The organism is Gordonia sp. CPCC 205515 (assembly GCF_048537925.1).
GTDB lineage: Bacteria > Actinomycetota > Actinomycetes > Mycobacteriales > Mycobacteriaceae > Gordonia.
Window position 1 is genome coordinate 68,403 of record NZ_JBCLVJ010000006.1, and the last position, 20,186, is coordinate 88,588.

General features: G+C 65.4%; 20 protein-coding genes and 1 pseudogene. 9 read left to right on the forward strand and 12 right to left on the reverse strand.

Annotated features, from left to right (window positions below; genetic code table 11):
* Position 1: 1 nt before the first annotated feature.
* Genes AAFP30_RS08940 through AAFP30_RS08950 form a run of 3 tightly spaced genes read right to left on the reverse strand, consistent with a single transcriptional unit; the run spans position 2 to position 3,360 of the window.
* The gene (locus AAFP30_RS08940) at positions 2-1,087 is read right to left on the reverse strand and encodes an acyl-CoA dehydrogenase family protein (protein WP_419229540.1); all 1,086 of its coding nucleotides are present in this window, start codon (positions 1,085-1,087) and stop codon (positions 2-4) included.
* Entirely contained in the window at positions 1,074-1,976 is a 903-nt protein-coding gene (locus AAFP30_RS08945) for an acyl-CoA dehydrogenase family protein (RefSeq protein WP_419229541.1), read from the reverse strand. Before AAFP30_RS08945 ends, AAFP30_RS08940 begins: the two co-directional genes overlap by 14 nt.
* A complete protein-coding gene (locus tag AAFP30_RS08950) occupies positions 1,954-3,360 on the reverse strand; it encodes a class I adenylate-forming enzyme family protein (protein ID WP_419229542.1) in 1,407 nt (468 codons plus the stop codon). Before AAFP30_RS08950 ends, AAFP30_RS08945 begins: the two co-directional genes overlap by 23 nt.
* Before the next feature lie 136 nt (positions 3,361-3,496).
* Between AAFP30_RS08950 and AAFP30_RS08955 the strand changes: the two genes are divergently transcribed.
* Positions 3,497-4,531: a 2Fe-2S iron-sulfur cluster-binding protein gene (locus tag AAFP30_RS08955; protein ID WP_419229543.1), complete on the forward strand. Its 1,035-nt coding sequence runs from the start codon at positions 3,497-3,499 to the stop codon at positions 4,529-4,531.
* A gap of 35 nt (positions 4,532-4,566) precedes the next feature.
* Entirely contained in the window at positions 4,567-4,881 is a 315-nt protein-coding gene (locus AAFP30_RS08960) for a hypothetical protein (protein ID WP_419229544.1), read from the forward strand.
* A 215-nt stretch (positions 4,882-5,096) separates the two neighbouring features.
* Here AAFP30_RS08960 and AAFP30_RS08965 read toward each other — a convergent pair whose 3' ends face one another.
* The 4 genes from AAFP30_RS08965 to AAFP30_RS08980 are packed head-to-tail and all read right to left on the reverse strand — an operon-like array spanning position 5,097 to position 9,078.
* Positions 5,097-6,083 (reverse strand): CaiB/BaiF CoA transferase family protein, encoded by a 987-nt coding sequence (locus tag AAFP30_RS08965; RefSeq protein WP_419229578.1) that lies wholly within the window; start codon positions 6,081-6,083, stop codon positions 5,097-5,099.
* 44 nt (positions 6,084-6,127) lie between these two features.
* Positions 6,128-7,084, reverse strand: coding sequence for an LLM class F420-dependent oxidoreductase (locus AAFP30_RS08970; protein ID WP_419229545.1), 957 nt, complete (start codon positions 7,082-7,084; stop codon positions 6,128-6,130).
* Positions 7,085-7,108: 24 nt separating this feature from the next.
* Complete coding sequence (locus AAFP30_RS08975; protein ID WP_419229546.1) at positions 7,109-7,504, reverse strand: cobalamin B12-binding domain-containing protein; 396 nt, start codon at positions 7,502-7,504, stop codon at positions 7,109-7,111.
* Entirely contained in the window at positions 7,504-9,078 is a 1,575-nt protein-coding gene (locus AAFP30_RS08980) for a methylmalonyl-CoA mutase family protein (protein ID WP_419229547.1), read from the reverse strand. Before AAFP30_RS08980 ends, AAFP30_RS08975 begins: the two co-directional genes overlap by 1 nt.
* A 169-nt stretch (positions 9,079-9,247) precedes the next feature.
* On the opposite strand from AAFP30_RS08980, the gene AAFP30_RS08985 reads away from it, so the two are divergent.
* Both AAFP30_RS08985 and AAFP30_RS08990 read left to right on the forward strand, forming a co-directional pair.
* Entirely contained in the window at positions 9,248-9,967 is a 720-nt protein-coding gene (locus AAFP30_RS08985) for a metal-dependent transcriptional regulator (protein ID WP_419229548.1), read from the forward strand.
* 52 nt (positions 9,968-10,019) lie between these two features.
* A complete protein-coding gene (locus AAFP30_RS08990) occupies positions 10,020-11,288 on the forward strand; it encodes an amidohydrolase family protein (protein WP_419229579.1) in 1,269 nt (422 codons plus the stop codon).
* A 225-nt stretch (positions 11,289-11,513) separates the two neighbouring features.
* Here the strand turns inward: AAFP30_RS08990 and AAFP30_RS08995 are convergent, their stop codons facing one another.
* Positions 11,514-12,575, reverse strand: a complete 1,062-nt coding sequence (locus tag AAFP30_RS08995) for an enoyl-CoA hydratase/isomerase family protein (protein ID WP_419229549.1) — start codon at positions 12,573-12,575, stop codon at positions 11,514-11,516.
* 43 nt (positions 12,576-12,618) lie between these two features.
* Between AAFP30_RS08995 and AAFP30_RS09000 the strand changes: the two genes are divergently transcribed.
* Both AAFP30_RS09000 and AAFP30_RS09005 read left to right on the forward strand, forming a co-directional pair.
* Positions 12,619-13,821 (forward strand): CoA transferase, encoded by a 1,203-nt coding sequence (locus tag AAFP30_RS09000; RefSeq protein WP_419229550.1) that lies wholly within the window; start codon positions 12,619-12,621, stop codon positions 13,819-13,821.
* On the forward strand, positions 13,818-15,209 hold the full coding sequence (locus AAFP30_RS09005; RefSeq protein ID WP_419229551.1) for an amidohydrolase family protein: 1,392 nt from the start codon (positions 13,818-13,820) through the stop codon (positions 15,207-15,209). The genes AAFP30_RS09000 and AAFP30_RS09005 overlap by 4 nt, the downstream gene beginning before the upstream one ends.
* 114 nt (positions 15,210-15,323) lie before the next feature.
* On the opposite strand, the pseudogene AAFP30_RS09010 reads toward AAFP30_RS09005, so the two are convergent.
* From AAFP30_RS09010 to AAFP30_RS09020, 3 genes and pseudogenes are all read right to left on the reverse strand, one after another.
* Positions 15,324-15,685 (reverse strand): annotated as a pseudogene (locus AAFP30_RS09010) (type II toxin-antitoxin system VapC family toxin).
* Positions 15,682-15,879, reverse strand: a complete 198-nt coding sequence (locus AAFP30_RS09015) for a type II toxin-antitoxin system VapB family antitoxin (RefSeq protein ID WP_419229552.1) — start codon at positions 15,877-15,879, stop codon at positions 15,682-15,684. The pseudogene AAFP30_RS09010 and the gene AAFP30_RS09015 overlap by 4 nt, the downstream one beginning before the upstream one ends.
* Positions 15,880-15,950: 71 nt before the next feature.
* Positions 15,951-16,844, reverse strand: a complete 894-nt coding sequence (locus AAFP30_RS09020) for a helix-turn-helix transcriptional regulator (protein ID WP_419229553.1) — start codon at positions 16,842-16,844, stop codon at positions 15,951-15,953.
* Positions 16,845-16,946: 102 nt separating this feature from the next.
* Here AAFP30_RS09020 and AAFP30_RS09025 point away from each other — a divergent pair, with 102 nt between their 5' ends.
* The 3 genes from AAFP30_RS09025 (at position 16,947) to AAFP30_RS09035 (ending at position 19,171) form a co-directional block, all read left to right on the forward strand.
* Complete coding sequence (locus AAFP30_RS09025) at positions 16,947-17,129, forward strand: hypothetical protein (protein ID WP_419229554.1); 183 nt, start codon at positions 16,947-16,949, stop codon at positions 17,127-17,129.
* Positions 17,130-17,232: 103 nt separating this feature from the next.
* Positions 17,233-18,267, forward strand: coding sequence for a zinc-binding dehydrogenase (locus AAFP30_RS09030; protein ID WP_419229555.1), 1,035 nt, complete (start codon positions 17,233-17,235; stop codon positions 18,265-18,267).
* Between the two features lie 46 nt (positions 18,268-18,313).
* Positions 18,314-19,171, forward strand: coding sequence for an LLM class F420-dependent oxidoreductase (locus AAFP30_RS09035; protein ID WP_419229556.1), 858 nt, complete (start codon positions 18,314-18,316; stop codon positions 19,169-19,171).
* 110 nt (positions 19,172-19,281) lie between these two features.
* On the opposite strand, the gene AAFP30_RS09040 is transcribed toward AAFP30_RS09035, so the two are convergent.
* Positions 19,282-20,154 carry an alpha/beta fold hydrolase gene (locus AAFP30_RS09040; protein WP_419229557.1) on the reverse strand — a complete coding sequence of 291 codons (873 nt, stop codon included), beginning with the start codon at positions 20,152-20,154 and terminating at the stop codon, positions 19,282-19,284.
* Between the last annotated feature and the right edge of the window lie 32 nt (positions 20,155-20,186).

The window sequence follows — 20,186 nt, forward strand, 5'->3', positions numbered from 1 at the left end:
GTCAGACTCCTAGTCCGAGTAGGCGCGATGCGACGATGTTCTTCTGGATCTGTGACGTTCCCCCCATGACACTCTGGGCTCGGCTGTAGAGGTACGAGCCGAGCAGGTCGGGGTCGGTGGTGCCGCCGACCGACAGCGCGGCGTGTCCGACGGCCTGGTCGACCCAGGTCATCAGCAGTTTGTCGAGGGACCCTTCAGAGGTGTGCGTGACCCCGTCGAGTTGTTCGGACAGTCGTCGTCGTACGTGGAGGCGGAGCATCTCTGTTTCGACTGCAGCCCAGGTGATCTCGTCGGAGTTCCCGTCGGAGCGGGCGGCGAGTTGTCGCACCAGCTTGCCATATCGAGCGACGTAGCCGAGGGTGGACGGCTCACGTTCATGCCCGACGACGGTCATCGCCAGCGCCCAACCGTCGCCGGGCGCGCCGATCATCTGGTCGGCCGGCACCCGCGCGCCGTCGAACACCACCTGCCCGAATTCGGTGGTGATGCCGCTGATCATTTTCAGCGGTCGTTGTTCGACGCCGTCTTGGTGCATGGAGATGATGAATGCGGAGATCCCCCGGTGGCGGGGGGCATCTCGGTCGGTGCGGGCCAGCAGCAGACACCAGTCGGCGACGTCGGAGTAGCTCGTCCAGATCTTGTGCCCATTGATGACGTAGTCGTCGCCCTCGCGGGTGGCCGTCGTTCGCAGAGAGGCGAGGTCGGAGCCGGCACCCGGTTCGGAGAAGCCCTGGCACCAGCGCTCGGTGCCGTTGATCATGCCGGGCAGAAAACGTTGCTGCAGTTCGCTACTCGCGTGTCGTCCGAGCCCGTGCAAAAGATAGCCAAGGCTGGGCCGTGGTGGTGCGCCGGCGATCGTGAGTTCCTCGTCGAGGATCACGTCATAGACCGGCGGCAGATCGTGTCCGCCGAACTCGGCCGGCCACGACAGACCGAAGAACCCTGCTTGATACAGCGCTTGATGCCATTCGCCTTGCCGCGCCCAGTATTCGTCTCCGGAGGTGGGGAACTCGCCGGCGTGCTCACCGAGCCAGTCACGGAGCCGGTGCCGGAAGGCTGCTTCGTCGGGTGAATCACGATAGTCCACTGCTGATCTCCTTCACACTCACGGCAAATGTTTCGGTGGACACCAGGACTCGACGCAGATAGACGTGCGCGAGGCATTCCCACGTGTTGCCGATACCACCGTGTACCTGGATCGCGTTCTCACACACCGTGAGAGCAGCGCGTGCCGCGTAGAGTTTGGCCATCCGTGCGGCGTGCAGCGCTGCGTCGGGGGTCAATTCGTCGACGGCCCAGGCTGCGTGGCGCAGGATGCTGGTCGATCCCTCCAGCAGCGCAAGGCTTTCCGCCAGGAGGTGGCCGATGGCTTGATACGACCCGATCGTCTTGCCGTATTGTTCGCGGATCTTGGCGTACTCACATGCCAGGGTCTGGGCACCGTACGCCGCGCCCAGCAGGTCCGCGGTGGTCGCCACCACAGCCAGCGCCGTCCAGCGTTGCGCCGCGTCCGCCGATATCGAACCCACGGAGCCGAACCGGTCGTCGACGTGCTTCGCCTTGCGTGTCAGATCCGCCGAGTCTGCGTCACGGTCGGTGTCGCCGAGCAGGATCTGTTGCCCGTCGAGTGCGGCGGCGTGTGCGTAGCCGCCAGCATCGAACGCCCGCCCGGCGACCGCCAATGTGGCCTGCACTTCGGTATCGGTGTGCCGCAACAGGTCATCGGCCAGCACCGGTCCCAGGAACGGCACGTCGATCAGTCCGCGCCCGAATTCCTCCGCCACAAGGGCGACTTCGACGCCGGATGCCCCATCCGAGCGGAGTGTCCGCCAGCCGGTGCGGGCCACGCTCGCCTCCAGTCGGGTCCGCCGCGCATCATCTCCGAGGTCGGCCACCGAGCCGGGGCCGAGGTCGGCGGCCATCTTCGCGGCGGCATCACGCAGTTGCGCCTGTTCACTGGTCAGCCGTGCATCCATAGTTCTCCTTCAACACTCTCCGTAAGACCTTTCCCGAAGGCAATCGCGGGATTTCGTCGACGACGAGGACGTCGCGGGGGCGTTTGTACGAGGCCAGTAGGTCGCCCACAAAGTTGATCAGTTCGGCGTCGTCGACCGGGACCGATAGCGCCACCGCGGCGACGATGCGTTCTCCGTCGCGTTCGTCCGGGATGCCGAACACGGCACAGTCCGCAACCGCCGGATGACCGTGCAGCACCGCCTCGATCTCGGCCGGTGCCACCTGGAATCCGCGCACCTTGATCATCTCTTTGGATCGATCAGTGAGCCGCACCCAGCCATCGGCGTCGACCGATCCGACATCGCCGGTGCGATACCACCCGTCGTCGAACGCTTCGGCATTCGATTCCTCGGGTAGGTAACCGAGCATGAGTGATGTTGAGCGCACTTGGATTTCGCCGACCTCGCCGGGAGCCAGCGGTTTCCCGGTCTGCAGGTCGACGACGCGGATGCCCACTCCGGGTGCCGCCTTGCCGACCGAATCGAGTCGCGCGTCGCCGATCGGGTTGCAGGCGATCACCGGGACCTCGCTGGCACCATAGGCCGGCAACCAGCCGATCCCGGTGCGGCGAGTGACGGTTTCGGCGACGCTGGGTGTCACCGGCGTGGCCCCCCACATGATGTACCGCAGCGGCGACAGGTCGAACGATTCCAGCGTCGGATGGGAAGCGATCGCCAAAGCGATGGGAGCGACAGCCATCTCGATGGTGATGCCGTCCTGCCCGATGCGAGTCAGCATTCGTTCGAGATCGAAACGGGCATCCAGTCGCACCCAGGCGCCGACATCGAGGGCGGTGACGATGTTGAGCAGACCGAGAATATGTGCGGGCGGAGTGACCACCTGGATGCGGTCCCGTTCGCTGAGATCGAGCACTTCGCGCCAATGTCGCACGGCGGCTGCGAACGACCCGTGACTGTGCCGCACCGCCTTCGGCAGACCCGTCGTACCCGAACTGAAGACGAGGACGGCCTCGGCCTCCGGATCGAGCGCAGGAGCGGTTCCGGCGGGCACCGCTGCCAACGGATCGTCGAGGTGCACCATCGACATCAGATCCGCCAACACAGGGTTGTCCCCCACCGCATGAGTTGCCTCGGAGACGCCGAGGGCGTGCGTGACCTCCTGGGTCCGCCACGCCGGGCTGATCAGCACTGCGGCCGCGCCCAGCCGCCAGATTGCGAGGACCGCGATCACGAACTCCGGCCGGTTACCCGACATCAGTGCGACCCGCGACCCCGAAGAAACGCCTCGTCCGGCCAGTGCCTGCGCAAGCCCCGCAGCCGCGGTGTCGAGATCGGCGCGCGTGTACCGCCGGTCCTCGAACTCGAGGATCACCCGCTCGGTCACCCTGACACCTCACTCTCTGACTCGGCTTCGAACACATGGCCCCTTGAGAAGCAGGCAATGATGAGAATATAGTTCTCCAATAGACAGAATTGCAATGCCGACAGAGGTGTCGGCGCGACTTCCGAAAGGATCAATCGTGGCCAGAGCCCCGCTGTTCCAGCGTGCGACCGTGACTCGGGTCATCAAGGAGACCGACGACGCCCACACGTTCGTGATCGCACCCGAGTCAGGCGCCCTGTCCTACCGGGCCGGCCAGTTCTGCACCTTCCGGGTCACCGTCGACGGGGAGGTGCTCTACCGGTCGTACTCCATGTCGAGCGCCCCGGAGACCGACGACGAGATCACCACGACGATCAAACGAGTAGTCGGCGGGCGTGTGTCCAACTGGCTGCTCGACCATGTCTCCGACGGCGACACCGTCGAAATCACCAGAGCCGCCGGAACTTTCTGCCTCCAGGAGAGCACTGCCCCGCTCCTGGGATTCGCCGGCGGCAGCGGCATCACGCCGGTGTTGTCGCTGGCCAAGAGCGCCTTGGCCACCACCGATCGCCCGGTCCGCCTACTGTGCGCCGATCGCGATCGGTCGGCAGTCATCTTCGGCCGCGAGATGGCCGACCTCGAGACCCGCTATCCCGATCGGTTCCGCGTCGTGCGGAGCTTCGACGAAGACAACGGATTCCTCACCGCATCCGTCGTTCACGATTTCATCGGCGACGACACCCACGCCGACAGCTACATCTGTGGTCCGGCTCCGTTCATGGATCTCATCGAATCCGTGGTGCCCACCGGAGGCCAGGTCTTTGTCGAGCGGTTCGGCACGGCCACACCGTTTCCCGACGCCGACGCGGAGACTCTCGACGCCCCGGCGCCACCATCCGACGAGGCGCCCGCGACCGGCGGCAGCATCACGATCAAGTTGGGCCGCAAGAAGGTCACGGTCCCACGCCAACCGAACGAGACTCTGCTCGAGGCCGCCCGGCGAGGCGGTCTCACCCCGCCGTTCTCCTGCGAGGCCGGCAATTGCGCCACCTGCATCGCGCACCTCGACGAAGGTACCGCCACCATGCGCGTCAACGACGCGCTCGAGGACGACGAGATCGAGGACGGCTATACCTTGACCTGCCAGGCGGTGCCCGACACCGACGTCACCGTCGTCGACTACGAGGCCTGAGTACGAAAACCCCACCACTACAAGGAGGATCACCCATGTCCCGAGGCGTTCTGCTGGTCGAGAGCCACCCGAGTTCGGCCGACCGTGCCGACGAGTTCAACACCTGGTACGAGGAGGTCCATATCCCCGAGGTGTTGTCGCTCGAGGGATACATCTCCGCGCGGCGGCTACGACCGTTGGACGGACAAGGGCCTTATGTGTCGATCTACGACATCGAGGGGGACGATCTCCAACTCGTCGCCAAACGGCTGTTCACCGCGGCCCGCAACGGCGAGTTCGCCATGTCGGATTCGATGCAGCTCGATCCCCCACCGGCCATGCGGTTCCTGGAGCTCACCGTCGAGCGTTGAGCCGCAGCGCACCATCCCCGCTGGTCGAGTGAGCCCGGCGACGAAGGAGCCGAGCGCATCCGCCGGGCTGAGCTTGTCGAAGTCGAGGCCACTCACGACTGTGATCTCGATACGATCGTCGCTAGCGCTCCTCACCAGCGGGTGGGAGATCGATCGCCCCCACCGCTGGTCGAGTGAGCCCGGCGACGAAGGAGCCGAGCGCATTGAGGCCACTCCTAGGACATCTCCCCAAGAGCCGGCGCGGACCGGTAATCCGGTGTGTACCCATCGATCCCGATCGGACACCGCACGGTCCGGAAGTCACCGGATTCGACGATCGCCGACGGCGTCTCCTCGAGGGCTTCGGGCATCGTGCGCACCGCGGCAACCGGAATGCCGAGCGGTTTGAGACGTTTCTCCCAGTTGGCCGCTGAGTCCGTGGCGAGCGCCGCGGTCACCAGCCCGAGGACCTCGTCACGGTGCGCGGCACGCTCCGCCATGGTGGCGAAGCTGTCGATACTCGCCTCACCGGCGAACGCCCGCCAGAATGAGTCGTGGGTGATGAAGATGGCGAGGTGTCCGTCGGCTGTCGGGAACATCTGTGCTGGAACGTAATACGCGTGCGCACCACCGGGCCGCCGGACGGGCTCGACACCGGTGTTGAGATACGTCGCGGCGTGATAATTGAGTTGCGAGAGCATCACGTCGCGCAGTGAGACATCGACCTGACCGCCGCGTCCACCGACAATCATCGCCAGAAGTCCCAGTGCCGCAGTCAATCCGGTGGAGTTGTCGGCCGATGAGTAGCCAGGCAGGGTCGGCGGACCGGACGGATCACCGGTCAGCGCCGCGACCCCGGTGGCCGCCTGGATGACGTAGTCGAACGCCGGGTCGTCGCCGCCGTGCAGCCCGTAGCCGGTAATCGCCACGCACACGATCTGTTCGTTGAACCGGTGCAGGTTCTCATAGGTGAGGCCGAGCCGGTGAATGGCCGAGGGTTTGAGATTGACCAGCAACGCGTGGGCACCAGAAACCAACTCGCCGAGTTTCCGCTGCCCGTCCTCGGAGTTGAGATCCAGACAGACACTGCGCTTTCCGCGATTCAGACTCTGAAAGTAGCTGTCGCTGACCTGACGCGAGATCTCGCCGGTGGCGGGTTCGATCTTGATCACCTCGGCGCCGAGGTCGGCCAGCGTCATCGTCGCATAGGGCCCGGCCAGCATCGTGCCGACCTCGAGGACGCGGATGCCGGCCAGTGGGCCGTCGGTCACCGGAGTTCTTTCGCGAGTTCGGCGATCACCTCACGGGTGCGGTACTTCGAGGCGATGAGCTCGTCGCGGGTGTCGCCGATCGGCAGCAGCCGCATCGACAGGTCGGTCACCCCGGCGTCGGCGAACTGCCGGAACCGGGCGAGGATCGCCTCCTCATCGCCGGCAGCGCACAGGTCGCCGACGTCGCGGGCTTCGCCCTGGTCGAGCAGACGCTGATAGTTGGGCGAGTATTCCGCCTCGGCGAGAATGCGATTCGCGCGGGACCGGGCCTCGTCGACCTCCGACGGCCGGCACAAACAGACAGGGATGCCGGCGATCACTCGTGGCGCCGGACGACCGGCATTGTCGGCGGCCTTGGTGATCCGTGGGACGACGTGGCTTTCGATGGCGCGTTCGTCGGCCATCCACAGGATCGTGCCGTCGGCGCGTTCCCCGGCGAGGTTGAGCATGACCGGACCGAGCGCAGCCAGGAACACCGGCATCGGTGCCACCGGACCGAGTTCGAGCGGATTGTGGACGGTGAAGGACCGGTTCTCGACATCGACCGGACCGGGTCCGTGCAGCGCCTGGTCGAGGACGTCGAGATAGTCGCGGGTGAATCCGGCGGGCCGCTCGTAAGGGATACCGAGCATATCCTGCACGATCCAGTGATGCGACGGCCCAAGGCCAAGTGCAAGACGCCCGTTGGACGCCGCGTGCGCCGACAATGCCTGGCGTGCCAACGCAATCGGATGTTGCGCCTGCAGCGGCACCACCGCGGTGCCCAATTCGATGCGCGTGGTGCGGGCCCCCATCAGCGCGACGGTGATCAGCGCGTCGAAGTCCGTGGGCACCTGCGGAATCCACGCGGTGTCCATGCCGGCCGACTCGGCCCACTCGATGTCCTTCATCATTCGATCGACCTTGCGTGCCGAATCCCCACGCTCGGGGCCGATCATCACACCGATTCTCATAGCGTCTCCGAAATCCGTTCTCGCTCAGGCTGGGGATGTCGTCAGGGCTCGCACGCCGGTGACGAGTTCTTCCAGCGGGGTTCCGGTCGGGAACACCGCGGCGGCACCGGCGTCGAGCAGCTTCTTGACGTCCCCCTGCGGGATCGTGCCGCCGACGACGACGGCGATGTCGCCGGCGTCGGCGGCCCGCAGCGCTTCGACGGTGCGGGTGGTCAGCGCGACATGTGCGCCGGACAGGATGCTCAGTCCGACGACAGCGACATCCTCATGCAGCGCAATGGACACGATGTCCTCGATCCGCTGACGGATGCCGGTGTAGATCACCTCGAATCCGGCGTCCCGTAGGGTGCGGGCGACGATCTTGGCGCCGCGGTCGTGGCCGTCGAGGCCAGGCTTGGCGACCAGAACGCGCGCGGCCATCAGAACACCACCGGCTGGGAGAATTCGCCCCACACCGACTTCAGAGACGAGACCATCTCGCCCACAGTGCAATACGCGTTGGCGCAATCGATCAGCGCGTGCATCAGATTGTCGTCTCCTTCTGCTGACCGCTTCAATGCCGCCAGGGTTCGCGACACCTCCCCGGAATCCCTGTCGGCCTTGACCTTTGCCAGTCGTTTGAGTTGCAGGTCGCGCCCCTCGGCGTCCAGTTCGTAGGTGGCGATCTCCGGTGGTTCCTCGTTGGAGACAAAGCGATTCACACCGACGACCGGACGATCACCGCGTTCGACCTCCTGATGGATGCGGTACGCCTCATCGGCGATGAGTCCCTGTAGATACCCGTCCTCGATCGCATGCACCATGCCGCCGTGCGCTTCCAGGTCGGCCATGATCTCGATGATCCGTTCCTCGGTCGCGTCGGTGAGCGCCTCGACGAAGTAGGAGCCGCCGAGCGGGTCGACCACCCGCGTCACCCCGGTCTCGTGGGCCAGGATCTGTTGCGTGCGCAGTGCGAGCGTCGCGGACTCCTCGCTGGGGAGCGCGAACGGTTCGTCCCAGGCCGCGGTGAACATCGACTGCACCCCACCCAGGACCGAGGCCATCGCCTCATAGGCGACACGCACCAGGTTGTTCTGCGCTTGCGGCGCATAGAGTGATGCACCGCCGGCCACACAGCCGAAACGGAACATCGAGGCCTTGTCCGTGGTGGCGCCGTAGCGGTCCCGGACGATCGTCGCCCAACGACGTCGTCCGGCACGGTATTTGGCGATCTCCTCGAAGAAGTCGCCATGGGTGTAGAAGAAGAACGAGATCTGGGGTGCGAACTGGTCAATCGTCATCCGGCCGCGTTCCACCACTGTGTCGCAGTAGGTCACACCATCGGCGAGGGTGAAGGCCATCTCCTGCACCGCATTTGCGCCCGCGTCACGAAAGTGCGCACCCGCCACCGAGATCGCGTTGAACCGCGGCACCTCGGCGGCACAGAACTCGATGGTGTCGGCGATCAGGCGCAACGAGGGTTCCGGTGGCCAGATCCACGTCCCGCGGGAGGCGTACTCCTTGAGGATGTCGTTCTGGATGGTGCCGGTCAGCTTCTCCCGCGGCACGCCTTTGCGCTCGGCGGCGGCGACGTAGAACGCCAGCAAGATCGCGGCGGTGCCGTTGATGGTGAAGCTGGTGCTGATCTTGTCGAGCGGGATGCCGTCGAAGAGCACCTCGGCGTCGGCGAGGGTGTCGACCGCGCAGCCAACCCGGCCGACCTCTTCGCCGACCTCGGGGTCGTCGGAGTCGTAGCCGCACTGGGTGGGCAGGTCGAGTGCGACCGAGAGTCCCGTGCCGCCTTGGTCGAGGAGGTAGCGGTAGCGGCGATTCGATTCCTCGGCGGTGCCGAATCCCGAGTATTGCCGGAACGTCCAGGTCCGTCCGCGGTAGCCGTTCGGGAAGTTGCCTCGGGTGAACGGGTACTCGCCCGGATTCGGTGGGGTGGCCCGCTCCTCGGGACCGTAGGAGGTCTCGAGGGGGATGCCCGATGCGGTTTCAGTCGTGTAGTCCATCAGCGAATACGTTACTTCCGATTTTGGAGAATGCCAATACCATTCTCACCTCTCTCTCGGACCATCGTCCCAGCACAGACCGAGAGTGAGGCCACTGACCTGCACGCTTCGTGGCACTCTCGCTGAGAACATGATTCTCAACATCGGATACGAGTGTTACGCTCATCTCATGACCGCCAAGGACATGGCGCTGGTGACGCCGCTCGATCCACTCGCCGACCTGACGGACACGTCGTGTGCGTATCTCCGGGCGATCTGGGTTGTCGGCGAACGAAACGACGGCAAGGTCACCACCACGTCACTGGCCGACGAACTGGGGGTTGCCGCATCCACGGTGTCGACCGCGCTGCGCAAGCTGGTCGACAAGGACCTGGTGACACATCCGCGCTACGGCGCAATCCGTCTCACCCACACGGGCATCGACGCCACCATCCGGATCATCCGACGCCTGCGGTTGCTCGAGACGTTCTTGGTACGCGAACTCGGCTACGGCTGGCATGAGGTGCACGACGACGCCGACGTTCTGGCGCTCGCCGCCTCCGACCGGTTCATCGATCGCATCGATCAGCGGCTCGGCCACCCCACCCGAGACCCGCACGGCGACCCGATACCCGCCGCCGACGGCACGCTCCCCAGGCTGACGCTCACGCCACTCGCCGAATGCGCCACCGGCGTCGTGGGCACCGTTGCCCGCATCGACGACTCCGATCCGGCCATGCTCGAGTACTTCCACAACGTCGGCCTGACACTCGATCGTCGGGTCACCATCGGTGTGACCCGACCGTTCGCCGGAACGATGTCGGTGGTGCCGGAAGGCAGCAACACCGATGTGGTGCTCGGTGACGTCGCCGCCCAGTCCATTTGGATCACCCTGGCGCCCAACGGGTGACGCGACGTCGACCCACAACCGCGCAATCAGCCCCACGATCAAGGAGATGACCATGCACCTCGATGACCTCGTACTACTCAGCATCGACGACCATGTCGTCGAACCCCCGGACATGTTCCTGCGACATGTGCCGGACAAGTACCGTGACCAGGCGCCGGTGGTGGTGACCGACGACAAGGGTGTCGATCAGTGGATGTACATGGGCAAACAGGCCGGTGTCAGCGGACTGAACGCCGTGGTGTCGTGGCCGGCCGAGGAGTGGGGCCGTGACCCCGCAGGCTTCGCCGAGATGCGGCCCGGTGTGTACGACGTGCACGAGCGGGTTCGGGATATGAGCCGCAACGGTATCTGGGCCTCGATGTGTTTCCCCACGTTCGCCGGGTTCTCCGCACGCCACCTGAATCAGCACCAGAGTGACATCACGCTGGTCATGGTGTCGGCGTACAACGACTGGCACATCGACGAGTGGGCCGGCGCATATCCCGACCGCTTCATCCCGCTGGCGCTCTTGCCGACGTGGAACGTCGAGGCGATGTGCGCCGAGATCCGACGCGTGGCCGCCAAGGGATGTCGCGCGGTGACTATGCCGGAGCTTCCCCATCTGGAGGGCCTGCCGAGCTACCACAACCTGGACTATTGGGGTCCGGTGTTCGAGACCCTGTCGGAAACCGGCTTGGTGATGTGCCTACACATCGGTACCGGCTTCGCCGCACTCAATCTGGCCAAGGACTCGACCATCGACAGTCTGATGGTGCTCGCCAGCCAGATTTCGGCACTCGCCTGCCAAGATCTCCTGTGGGGTCCGGCGATGCGCACCTACCCGGATCTCAAGTTCGCCTTCTCCGAAGGCGGAATCGGTTGGATACCTTTCTATCTCGACCGCAGCGACCGTCACTACACCAACCAGAAGTGGCTGCGCCGCGACTTCGGCGGCCGGCTGCCCAGCGAGGTGTTCCGCGAGCACTCACTCGCCTGCTACGTCACCGACCCCACCGCGCTGAAAATGCGTCACGAGATCGGCATCGACATCATCGCCTGGGAATGCGACTACCCGCACTCGGACTGCTTCTGGCCCGACGCGCCGGAGAAGATGCTCGCCGAACTCAACGCCGCGGGCGCCGACGACTCCGACATCGACCAGATCTCCTGGCAGAACTCTGCCCGATTCTTCAACTGGAATCCGTTGGACACCCACAAACGTGAGGAGATCAACGTCGGGGCCCTACGCCGCGCATCGACAGACGTCGACGTGTCGATCCGCTCGCGGAAGGAATGGGCCGAGCGCTACGCCAACAAGCACGCCCCCTCGCTGGTCGAGTAGCAAACCCTATCCCCTGGTCGCCCCCTCCGTTGGTCGCACCCTCCGTTGGTCGAGTAAGCCCGCGAGCGCCAGCGAGCGAGCGCATCGAGGCCGACGCGCGCATGATCTCGATACGCTCGTCGCTATCGCTCCTCGCTACTCGATCAGCGGATAGGACCAGCGGGATTGGCGACTCCCTCCGCGGATCGAGTAAGGCACCGAGCGAAGCGAGGCGCCGCATCGAGATCACCCCACCTCGTCCACCAACCCCCACGCCAACGCCTGCTCCGCGTTCAGCGGAGCGCCGGTAACGAACAGATGCAGTGCCCGCCACCGGCCGATGCGTCGGGGCACACTGACGGTGCCACCGGCACCGGGGATCAACCCCATCGACACCTCGGGAAGTCGAATGACCGTGTCGGGCTCAGCCACCACCCGACCGGCGAACGCGGGGATCTCGATCCCGGCACCCACGCAATGACCGTGGAGCCGCACCTCGATCCGATCCGCCAGCCTCCCCATCAGTCGGGCCGCGCCACCGCGAGTGCGGATGAAGTGCGCGGTCACGGCATCGGGCATGTGCCCGAACTCGTCGAGGTCTCCACCCGCACAGAACGACGGTCCGGCTCCGTCGAGCACAATCCGCTGAATCGAGCTGTCCAGCAGCGGGATACGTAGCGCATCGACGAGCGCATCACGGATCTCGGCGCTGTAGGCGTTGCGTCGTGTCGGGCGGTTCAGGGTGAGCCGCAGGATGTCGTCGACGCGCTCGATGAGAACGGGGTCGTCGGCGAACTCCTGTCGACGCGGCTCGCGCGACTTCGCCTGTCGCTCCTCCAGCCAGCGACGGTACTCATCACCGCCCTGCAAGGTGGAGTACCCGAACGACTCGACATCGACCGCCGCCGGAACGGTCAGCGATTCCGACGCACGAACCACCTGTGCCGCAACCAGAGTCGACTGCGGCAAGCGATCGGCCACGTCGACGAAGCTCTCCACCGCCGCGTCAACGTCGACGACACCCACGAGGCTGCGATGTGGAGGCGAATCAACGGCAACGTAGGTGAGATCCAGCGCCGACGTCAACGAATACAGTCCGTCGTCGACCTGTTGATGTGCCCGGCCGACGAGGACCCGATCCAGATCCGCAACCCGCTCCGCTGCCCGCTGCGCTAACTCCGGGTCGGCGTCGTCGAGATCCACGATCACCACTGGCTCGACCAGGCCGGCAGTCGCATCGAGCAGCGGCGAGACCGCCGGACTCTCGGCGAGTTCCGCGACGCTGATAACCGGATACGACGTCGTCATCTGACCATCCTGTCAAACGCTCATCGATCGGTAGGATCAGACCGTGCCAAGAGTTTCCACCGCCGACCGCGTTCGGGATTGGACCGAGAGCGGGATCGTGCCGCTCACCGGGCGACCCGACAGACCGCCGGTGGTCCCGCCAGGTCACGCCGCGACCACCGCGCGAGCACATTCGACATGGATTGCCAACGCCAGCAACGGAACCGTCGATCTCGACGGCGCCCAGCTACTTGCGGAGCGCGCCGCGTTCACCGGGCATCGGCGATCCGGCGCCCGCTCGGTGGGTGGATCGTGCCGGTTGCTGCCCACCGCGGATGGATGGGCAGCGGTGTCGTGCGCCCGGCCGGACGATCCGTCCCTGCTGGGCGCGATGATCGAGACCGCGATCGACGACGATCCCTGGCCTGCGGTCACCCGATGGCTCAGCGAGCACCCCGGAGCCGACCTCAGCGAACGCGCCGAGTTGCTGGGTGTCGCAGCGGGGGTGGTCGGTGAAGCCGCAGAAGAAGCGAACCGGAACCCGTCTTTCGACGGCCTCCGACCGCGCTCGGTGGCCGGACTGGTCGTCGTCGACTTCAGCGCGCTGTGGGCCGGACCGTTGTGCGCCCACCTTCTCGGTCTGGCCGGCGCCCGGGTGATCAAGGTCGAAACCCCAACGCGCCCCGACGGTGCGCGCCGCGGCAACCTCGACTTCTACCGACTTCTGCACGCCGGGCACGAATCGGTGATGCTCAACCCGAACCTCGACGACGACCGCCGCGCGTTGGCCGCGCTGGTGTCGGCGGCCGATGTCGTCATCGAAGCGTCTCGGCCACGCGCACTGCGCGGATTCGGCTTGGATGCAGAGGAATTCGTCGAGTCCGGTGGCACGTGGGTCTCGATCACCGCGCGTGGACGGGACTCGCAGCGCATCGGATTCGGCGACGACGTCGCGGCCTGTGCCGGACTGGTGGCCACCGATCCGGCGGGCCCGATGTTCGTCGGCGACGCCATCGCGGATCCACTCACCGGCCTTGCGGCAGCGGCGTTGGTGATGTCGGAAGCCGAGCATGCGCGTTCGGCTGGCGTGCTCTGGGATGTGTCGATGGCCGGTGTCGTCGCCGCAACACTCATCGACGACGAATCCCGCAGCGGCACAACAATGGACATCGGTCTCGCCCCACCCACCCCGCGGACGGCACACGGTACGGCCCCCGAGTCCGGCGAGGGTACCGGGGCCGTCCTGCGCGGGTTCGGTATTCGATGACACACCTCCTGCTCCGCAATGTTGAGGTGTCCGGGGTTCGCCGCGATGTCGCGATTGCCGACGGGCGGATCAGTCATATCGCCGACCGCCTCGATCCCCACGACCACGAGGTGATCGATGGGCACGGCGGCGCTCTGTTACCCGGGCTGCACGATCACCACATCCATCTCCATGCGACGGCAGCGGCGATGGCGTCGGTGCGGTGCGGACCACCGGCGGTCACGTCTCCCGACGCCTTGGCCGCCGTATTGCGTAACGCTCCGGGCGACAGCTGGATTCGTGGTGTCGGATACGTCGAAACGGTGGCGAGTCTTCTCGACTCCGTCGCACTGGATCGTTTCGAGGCAACTCGCCCGGTGCGTATCCAGCACCGTAGCGGCGCCGTATGGTTTCTCAACTCCGCGGCTGCCGCGGCCGTCGGATTGGAGCAGGCTGATCATCCGGGCGTGGAACGCGACGATCACGGTCACCCCACCGGACGTGTGTGGCGTGCGGACTCGTGGCTACGAGACCGATTGCCGGACAACGGACCACCGCCACTGGATGCGGTCGCCGCAGAGCTCACGCGCTACGGAATCACCGGAGTCACTGACGCCACCCCCGATCTCGACGCCCGAACACAATCCGCGATCATCGAGGCACACGAAACGGGGATCCTGCCCCAACGAGTGCACCTGCTGGGCGTTCCGATCGGCCAGGAGACCACCGGCCCGACCGTCACCACCGGCCCGTACAAGATCGTCATCGCCGATTCCGCTCTACCCGAACTCGATTCACTGACCCAGACAATCCGCCACGCCCACGACCACGGTCGTCCCGTCGCCGTCCACTGCGTCAGCCGCGTAGCACTCGTCCTGCTACTGGCGGCGTTCGACGACGCCGGCACCGTCACCGGGGACCGGATCGAGCATGGCGCGGTGATCCCCGACGAGCTCATCAGCGAACTCGCGGACCGTCAACTGACGATCGTCACCCAGCCCGGTTTCATCGCCGACCGCGGCGATGACTATCTCGATCGTGTCGATGCCGAGGACCTCCCTCACCTCTACAGGTGCCAGTCCCTTGTGGACCGTTCTGTGCCTATTGCTCTGTCGAGCGATGCGCCCTACGGACCGCTCGACCCATGGGCGGTCATCGCGGCCGCGATCACCCGGCAATCCGCCACCGGCATCGCGATCGGGACAAACGAATCCATGTCGCCGCCGACCGCGTTGAACAGGTATCTGGCTCCACTCGACGATCCCGGCGGTGAGCCGCGGCAAGTCGTCGTCGGGGCACCCGCGGATCTCGTCCTGCTCGGTTGCTCTCTCCGCACCGCACTATCCTCACCCAATGCAAGGAACATACGCTGCACCACTATTCGCGGGCACGTGCATCGCCTGCGTTGAATGCAGGCGGCGGGAGCACCTCCGCGACAACCGATCCCGCAGCCAACCATTCGCCGAGTGCAGCGGCGCAAGCTCCATCGGCAGCGGCCGGATGCGCGCGGATGGCCGAGATAGTCATTCCGAGATGGTGTCCACTCCGGCAGCCCCGCATTCTGCCATCAGCCGCTTGTCTCGAGTCCACAGCACCGCACCATCGACGAGAAGCACCGATCCGAGCAGTCCGGCGTCCACTGGGCTCAATCCACGGCCCCAAAGTTGTCGAGTCTCGACGAGGTGTAACAACTCGTCATGGGACAGCATCGGAAACGGCACCAAGTTGACGAGTAAGTCGATCACCACATCGCGTTGGGCCATCGACCCCATTGCGATTTCTTCGACAACCAATGGGTGACAACCGATCTCGCCGTCGCCGAGCAGCGCGCTCAACCGCTCACTCTTGGTGTGCAGATCCAGATCGACGTATCAACCAGGATCATCCGCCCGACGATCGGCGACGCGGAGCCGCCGCGGCCGTCGGATCGGTGCCACCGAGCGCAGCAAGGCGACGCGCACTTTCAATGCGTATCAGCGCCTGCAGTCCTTCGCGAATCAAGGCTGCCCGTCCGTGAATTCCGGTCAGCTCGGCCGCCTTGGCCAATAGATCGTCGTCCAGGGTGACCGTCGTACGCATGACGCATCTCCAAATCGCGTCAATCGATGTCAACCACGATGCCAGCTGCCGGCAGTTCTCGCCACCGATACCTACCAAACCAGCTTCGCCAACTCCCCCGCATCCTCGGCAGTGGCCGCCCAGCTCGCCAACAGCTTCAGTCCATCAGCAGCCGGAGTGCCCGAAGCCGCGGTGTACGCCAACATCGTCAACTCGGGGTGTGCCGGGAATTCCACTGCCTCGTAATCAAGTTCGAGTAGCCCCACCGCCGGATGATGCAGCTTCTTCTTCCCGGTCCGATGGAATCGGACGTTGTGTGCCGCCCACCGGGTCCGGAAAATCTCACTCTGCGTGGACAACTCGCCGATCAGTTCGATGAGCTTCTTGTCATGAGGGTTGCGCCCGGCCTCGGACCGCAGCATCGCGGCGATGTCGTCGGCACCGCGCTCCCAGTCCACGAAGAAGTCCTTGGACGCCGGATCGAGGTAGACGAAACGAGCAGTGTTCGGACACCTGGTGGGATCACTGGCAAGCAACGGCGCATACAGCGCGCGAGCCATGGTGTTGGCGGCGAGCATGTCGTGTCGCGCATTGCGCACCCAGGCGGGTGCATCGGTGATCGCATCGAGCAACTGCTGCACACCTGGGGTGACACCGACGCTACGGCTACGGTGACGCACCGGACGCTGCTGCGCGGCCCGCGCCAGGTCGTAGAGGTGGGCTCGCTCGGCCTCATCGAGTTGCAGCGCCGAGGCGACACCGTCGAGCACGGCGTCGGAGGCACCGGCCAGGTTGCCGCGTTCCATCCGCACGTAATAGTCGATGCTCACCCCGGCCAACAAGGCGACCTCTTCCCGGCGCAGCCCCGCCACCCGACGCTTGGCACCGCCGTAGGCCGGCAGACCTGCCTGGTCCGGGGTGATCCGCGCACGTCGAGACGTGAGGAACTCCCGGACTTCGGCACGATGGTCGGCTGGCGTACTCATGACATTCACGGTAAGGCGACGACGCTGGTCGTGGGAGGTACTGGCGTTACCTGGAACAAGCGGCACTCCCATACGCGCGGATCAAGGAGTGAACTGGTCACCATGAAGACCACCCCCATGAAGCCCAGCGCCGACCGCCACAACCGCCGCAATCCTGGCGACCATCATGATCAGCTACTTCATGATCCTGCTCGACATTGGGTGTCGTGGCGGGCCGGCTTCTACCGTATACAGCGACGGCGTCTGCGGCATCTCGCAACAACTATTGGCGCGGCCGATCGCTGACACCGCTGCCATATACCGCCCGTCGGTCTGGCCATGATGGGTCACTGCCCGCCGGCCTCGCCATCCTCCCGATGACCACCGACCAACTAGTGAGGAGAAACCCATGAAAGCAACCATGATCTACGCCGCAGGCGACATCCGCGTCGAGAACATCCCCGACGCCACCATCAAGAACCCCACCGACGCCGTGGTCCGCGTGGTCCGCAGTTGTATCTGCGGCAGCGACCTGTGGCCCTACGGCTCGAAACCGGCCGACAGCGCACCGAATACGATCGGGCACGAATTCCTCGGAGTGGTCGAAGACATCGGCGCAGACGTGACCGGACTGAAGAAGGGAGACCTCGTCGTCAGCCCGTTCACCTGGTCGGACAATACCTGCGACTTCTGCGCGGAAGGCCTGCAGACGTCGTGTCGGCACGGCGGATCGTGGAATGCCGGTGATGTCACCGGATGTCAGGCCGAAGCCGTCCGCGTGCCACAGGCCGACGGCACCCTGGTGAAACTTCCCGTGGCCGAGGACTCCGCGTTGCTGGCGTCGCTGCTGACCCTGTCCGACGTGTACTGCACCGGTCACCACTGTGCGGTCAGTGCGGGAGTGACTGCGGGACAGACGGTCACGGTGATCGGCGACGGCGCTGTCGGCCTGTCCGCGGTGTTGGCTGCGAAACAGCTTGGTGCCGAGCAGATCATTCTGATGGGGCGGCACCGGGCCCGCACGGATCTCGGCCGCGCGTTCGGCGCCACCGACATCGTCGCCGAACGCGGCGACGAAGGGGTGCAACGAGTCCGCGAACTCACCGGCGGCGACGGCACCCACGCCGTCCTCGAATGCGTCGGACTCTCCCCCGCCGTCGACACCGCCTTCGACGTCGTCCGCGACGGGGGTGTCGTCAGCCGCGTCGGCGCACCCCAATACACCGAAGCACAAGCCGGTTTCGGTGTGTTCCTGCGCAACATCACCTTCACCGGCGGCGTCGCACCTGCACGCAACTACATCGAAGACCTGATGCCCGCCATCCTCGACGGTACGGTTGAACCAGGCAAGGTATTCGACAGCACACTCGCCCTCGACGACATCGCCGACGGATATCAGGCCATGGCCGACCGAAAGGCGTTGAAAGTGCTCATCACTGACTAGTGCTCCACCGAAACGCCCGCGGAATCAGCACTTGACGGAGGAATACATGGAACTCGCCCTACACATCGCCGACTTCACCTGGTCCGGAGGTGCGCCCGCACTCGGGCCGGCCCTCGCCAAACACGTCCGCGACGCCGAGGCCATCGGCGTGCGCCGCATCAGCGTGATGGATCACTTCTGGCAGATCCGTGGCGTGGGTCCCGCCGAGACCGAGATGCTGGAGGCCTACTCGGCACTCGGCTTCATCGCCGCTCACACCGAGACCGCACTGCTGCACACCCTGGTCACCGGCGTCACCTATCGTGAGCCGGCGCTGCTGGCCAAAGCGGTCACCACCCTCAATGTGCTCGCCGGCGGCCGGGTCGGACTCGGTATCGGCGCCGCCTGGAACGACGAAGAGTCCGACGGACTCGGCTTCGAGTTCCCGCCCACCGCAGAACGATTCGAGCGTCTCGAGGAAACCATCCGGATCTGCCTGCAGATGTGGACAGACTCCGAAGAACCGTTCAACGGCAAGCACTATCAGCTGGGTCGCACACTCAACTCGCCGCAGTCGCTGAGCCAGCCGCATCCCTACCTCATGATCGGCGGGTCGGGCGAGAAGAAGACGCTGCGTCTGGTCGCGCAATACGCGGACGCCTGCAACATCTTCGGCGGCCCCGACGCCGCCCACAAGCTTGACGTCCTCCGCGCCCACTGCGACACAGTCGGACGCGACTACGACGAGATCGACAAGACCACGATCTTCCGCATCGACCCCGACAGCACCGTCGACGACATCGTCACCACCGCAAACAGCATGGCAGAACTCGGCTTCACCTCCGCCTATGTCTACGCCAGCGGCATCACCGAACCCCAACGCATCATCGATCTCTTCGACGACGCCATACCCCGGCTGCACTGACCCAGAGCATATTTCGCAGGGGCGCGACCCGATGACGGCATGTCCGCTCCCCCAATCCGAATCCGCTCCCTCGACCGAAGGAGCGGATTCGCAATGAAGGAGCGGATGTTTCACGGTCGCGTCAGGAACGACATCACCGTGGCTTCGAAGGCGTCCTTCTGCTCGATCATCACCCAGTGCCCGCAATCGGGGAAGATGTGCACCTCGCCACGCGGCAGCAGCCGCATCGGAATGATCGACATGTCCAGCGGGCTCACCCGGTCGTCGCGGCCCCAGGTGACCAGGGTCGGCGCCTGAATCGAGCGCATGTTCGCCCACTGCGGCGGATCGGTCGAGACGCGCTGCGCGGCCACCATTCGGTCGATGGCGGTCTTTCCGTACATCCGTTGCGCGCTCGCGAGGGTTTCGGGGTCGGTGGCCTGTACCCAGCGTTCCTGGATCAGTTCCTCGGTGACCAGCGCCGGGTCGTAGACCATGGAGTGCAGCCAGGCGATGAGACGGTCACGGGTCGGGTTGTCGGTGAACTCGCTGAGCAGTTTGATGCCTTCGCCGGGGAACGGGCTGTAGACATTGCCGCCGATCCCGCCGATGGTGACGAGTCGTTCGACGCGGTCGGGCTGCTTCATGGCGAAATCAATGGCAACACCACCGCCCATGGAGTTGCCGATGATCGACACCCGGTCGAGGCCGAGACCGTCGAGGAACAGGGGTACCGCGCGCTGCGCCGAGAGCATGGGGTGCGGGTCGTCGAACTCGTCGCTGACGCCGTATCCGGGGAACTCGAGGATGATGGTGCGGAAACGCTGGGCGAAGAAGTCGAGGTTGCCGCGGAAGTTGCGCCAGCCGGTGACGCCGGGACCCGATCCGTGCAGCAGCACCAGCGGTGGGCCGTCGCCGGCCTCGCGATAACGCAGCACACCCGCCTCGGTGATGGGGAGTTCGCGGAGTTCGGGGGTGACGATGGCGTCGAGTTGTGTGGTCATATCTCCTCGAATAGCTGTGACGGGATGCGGTT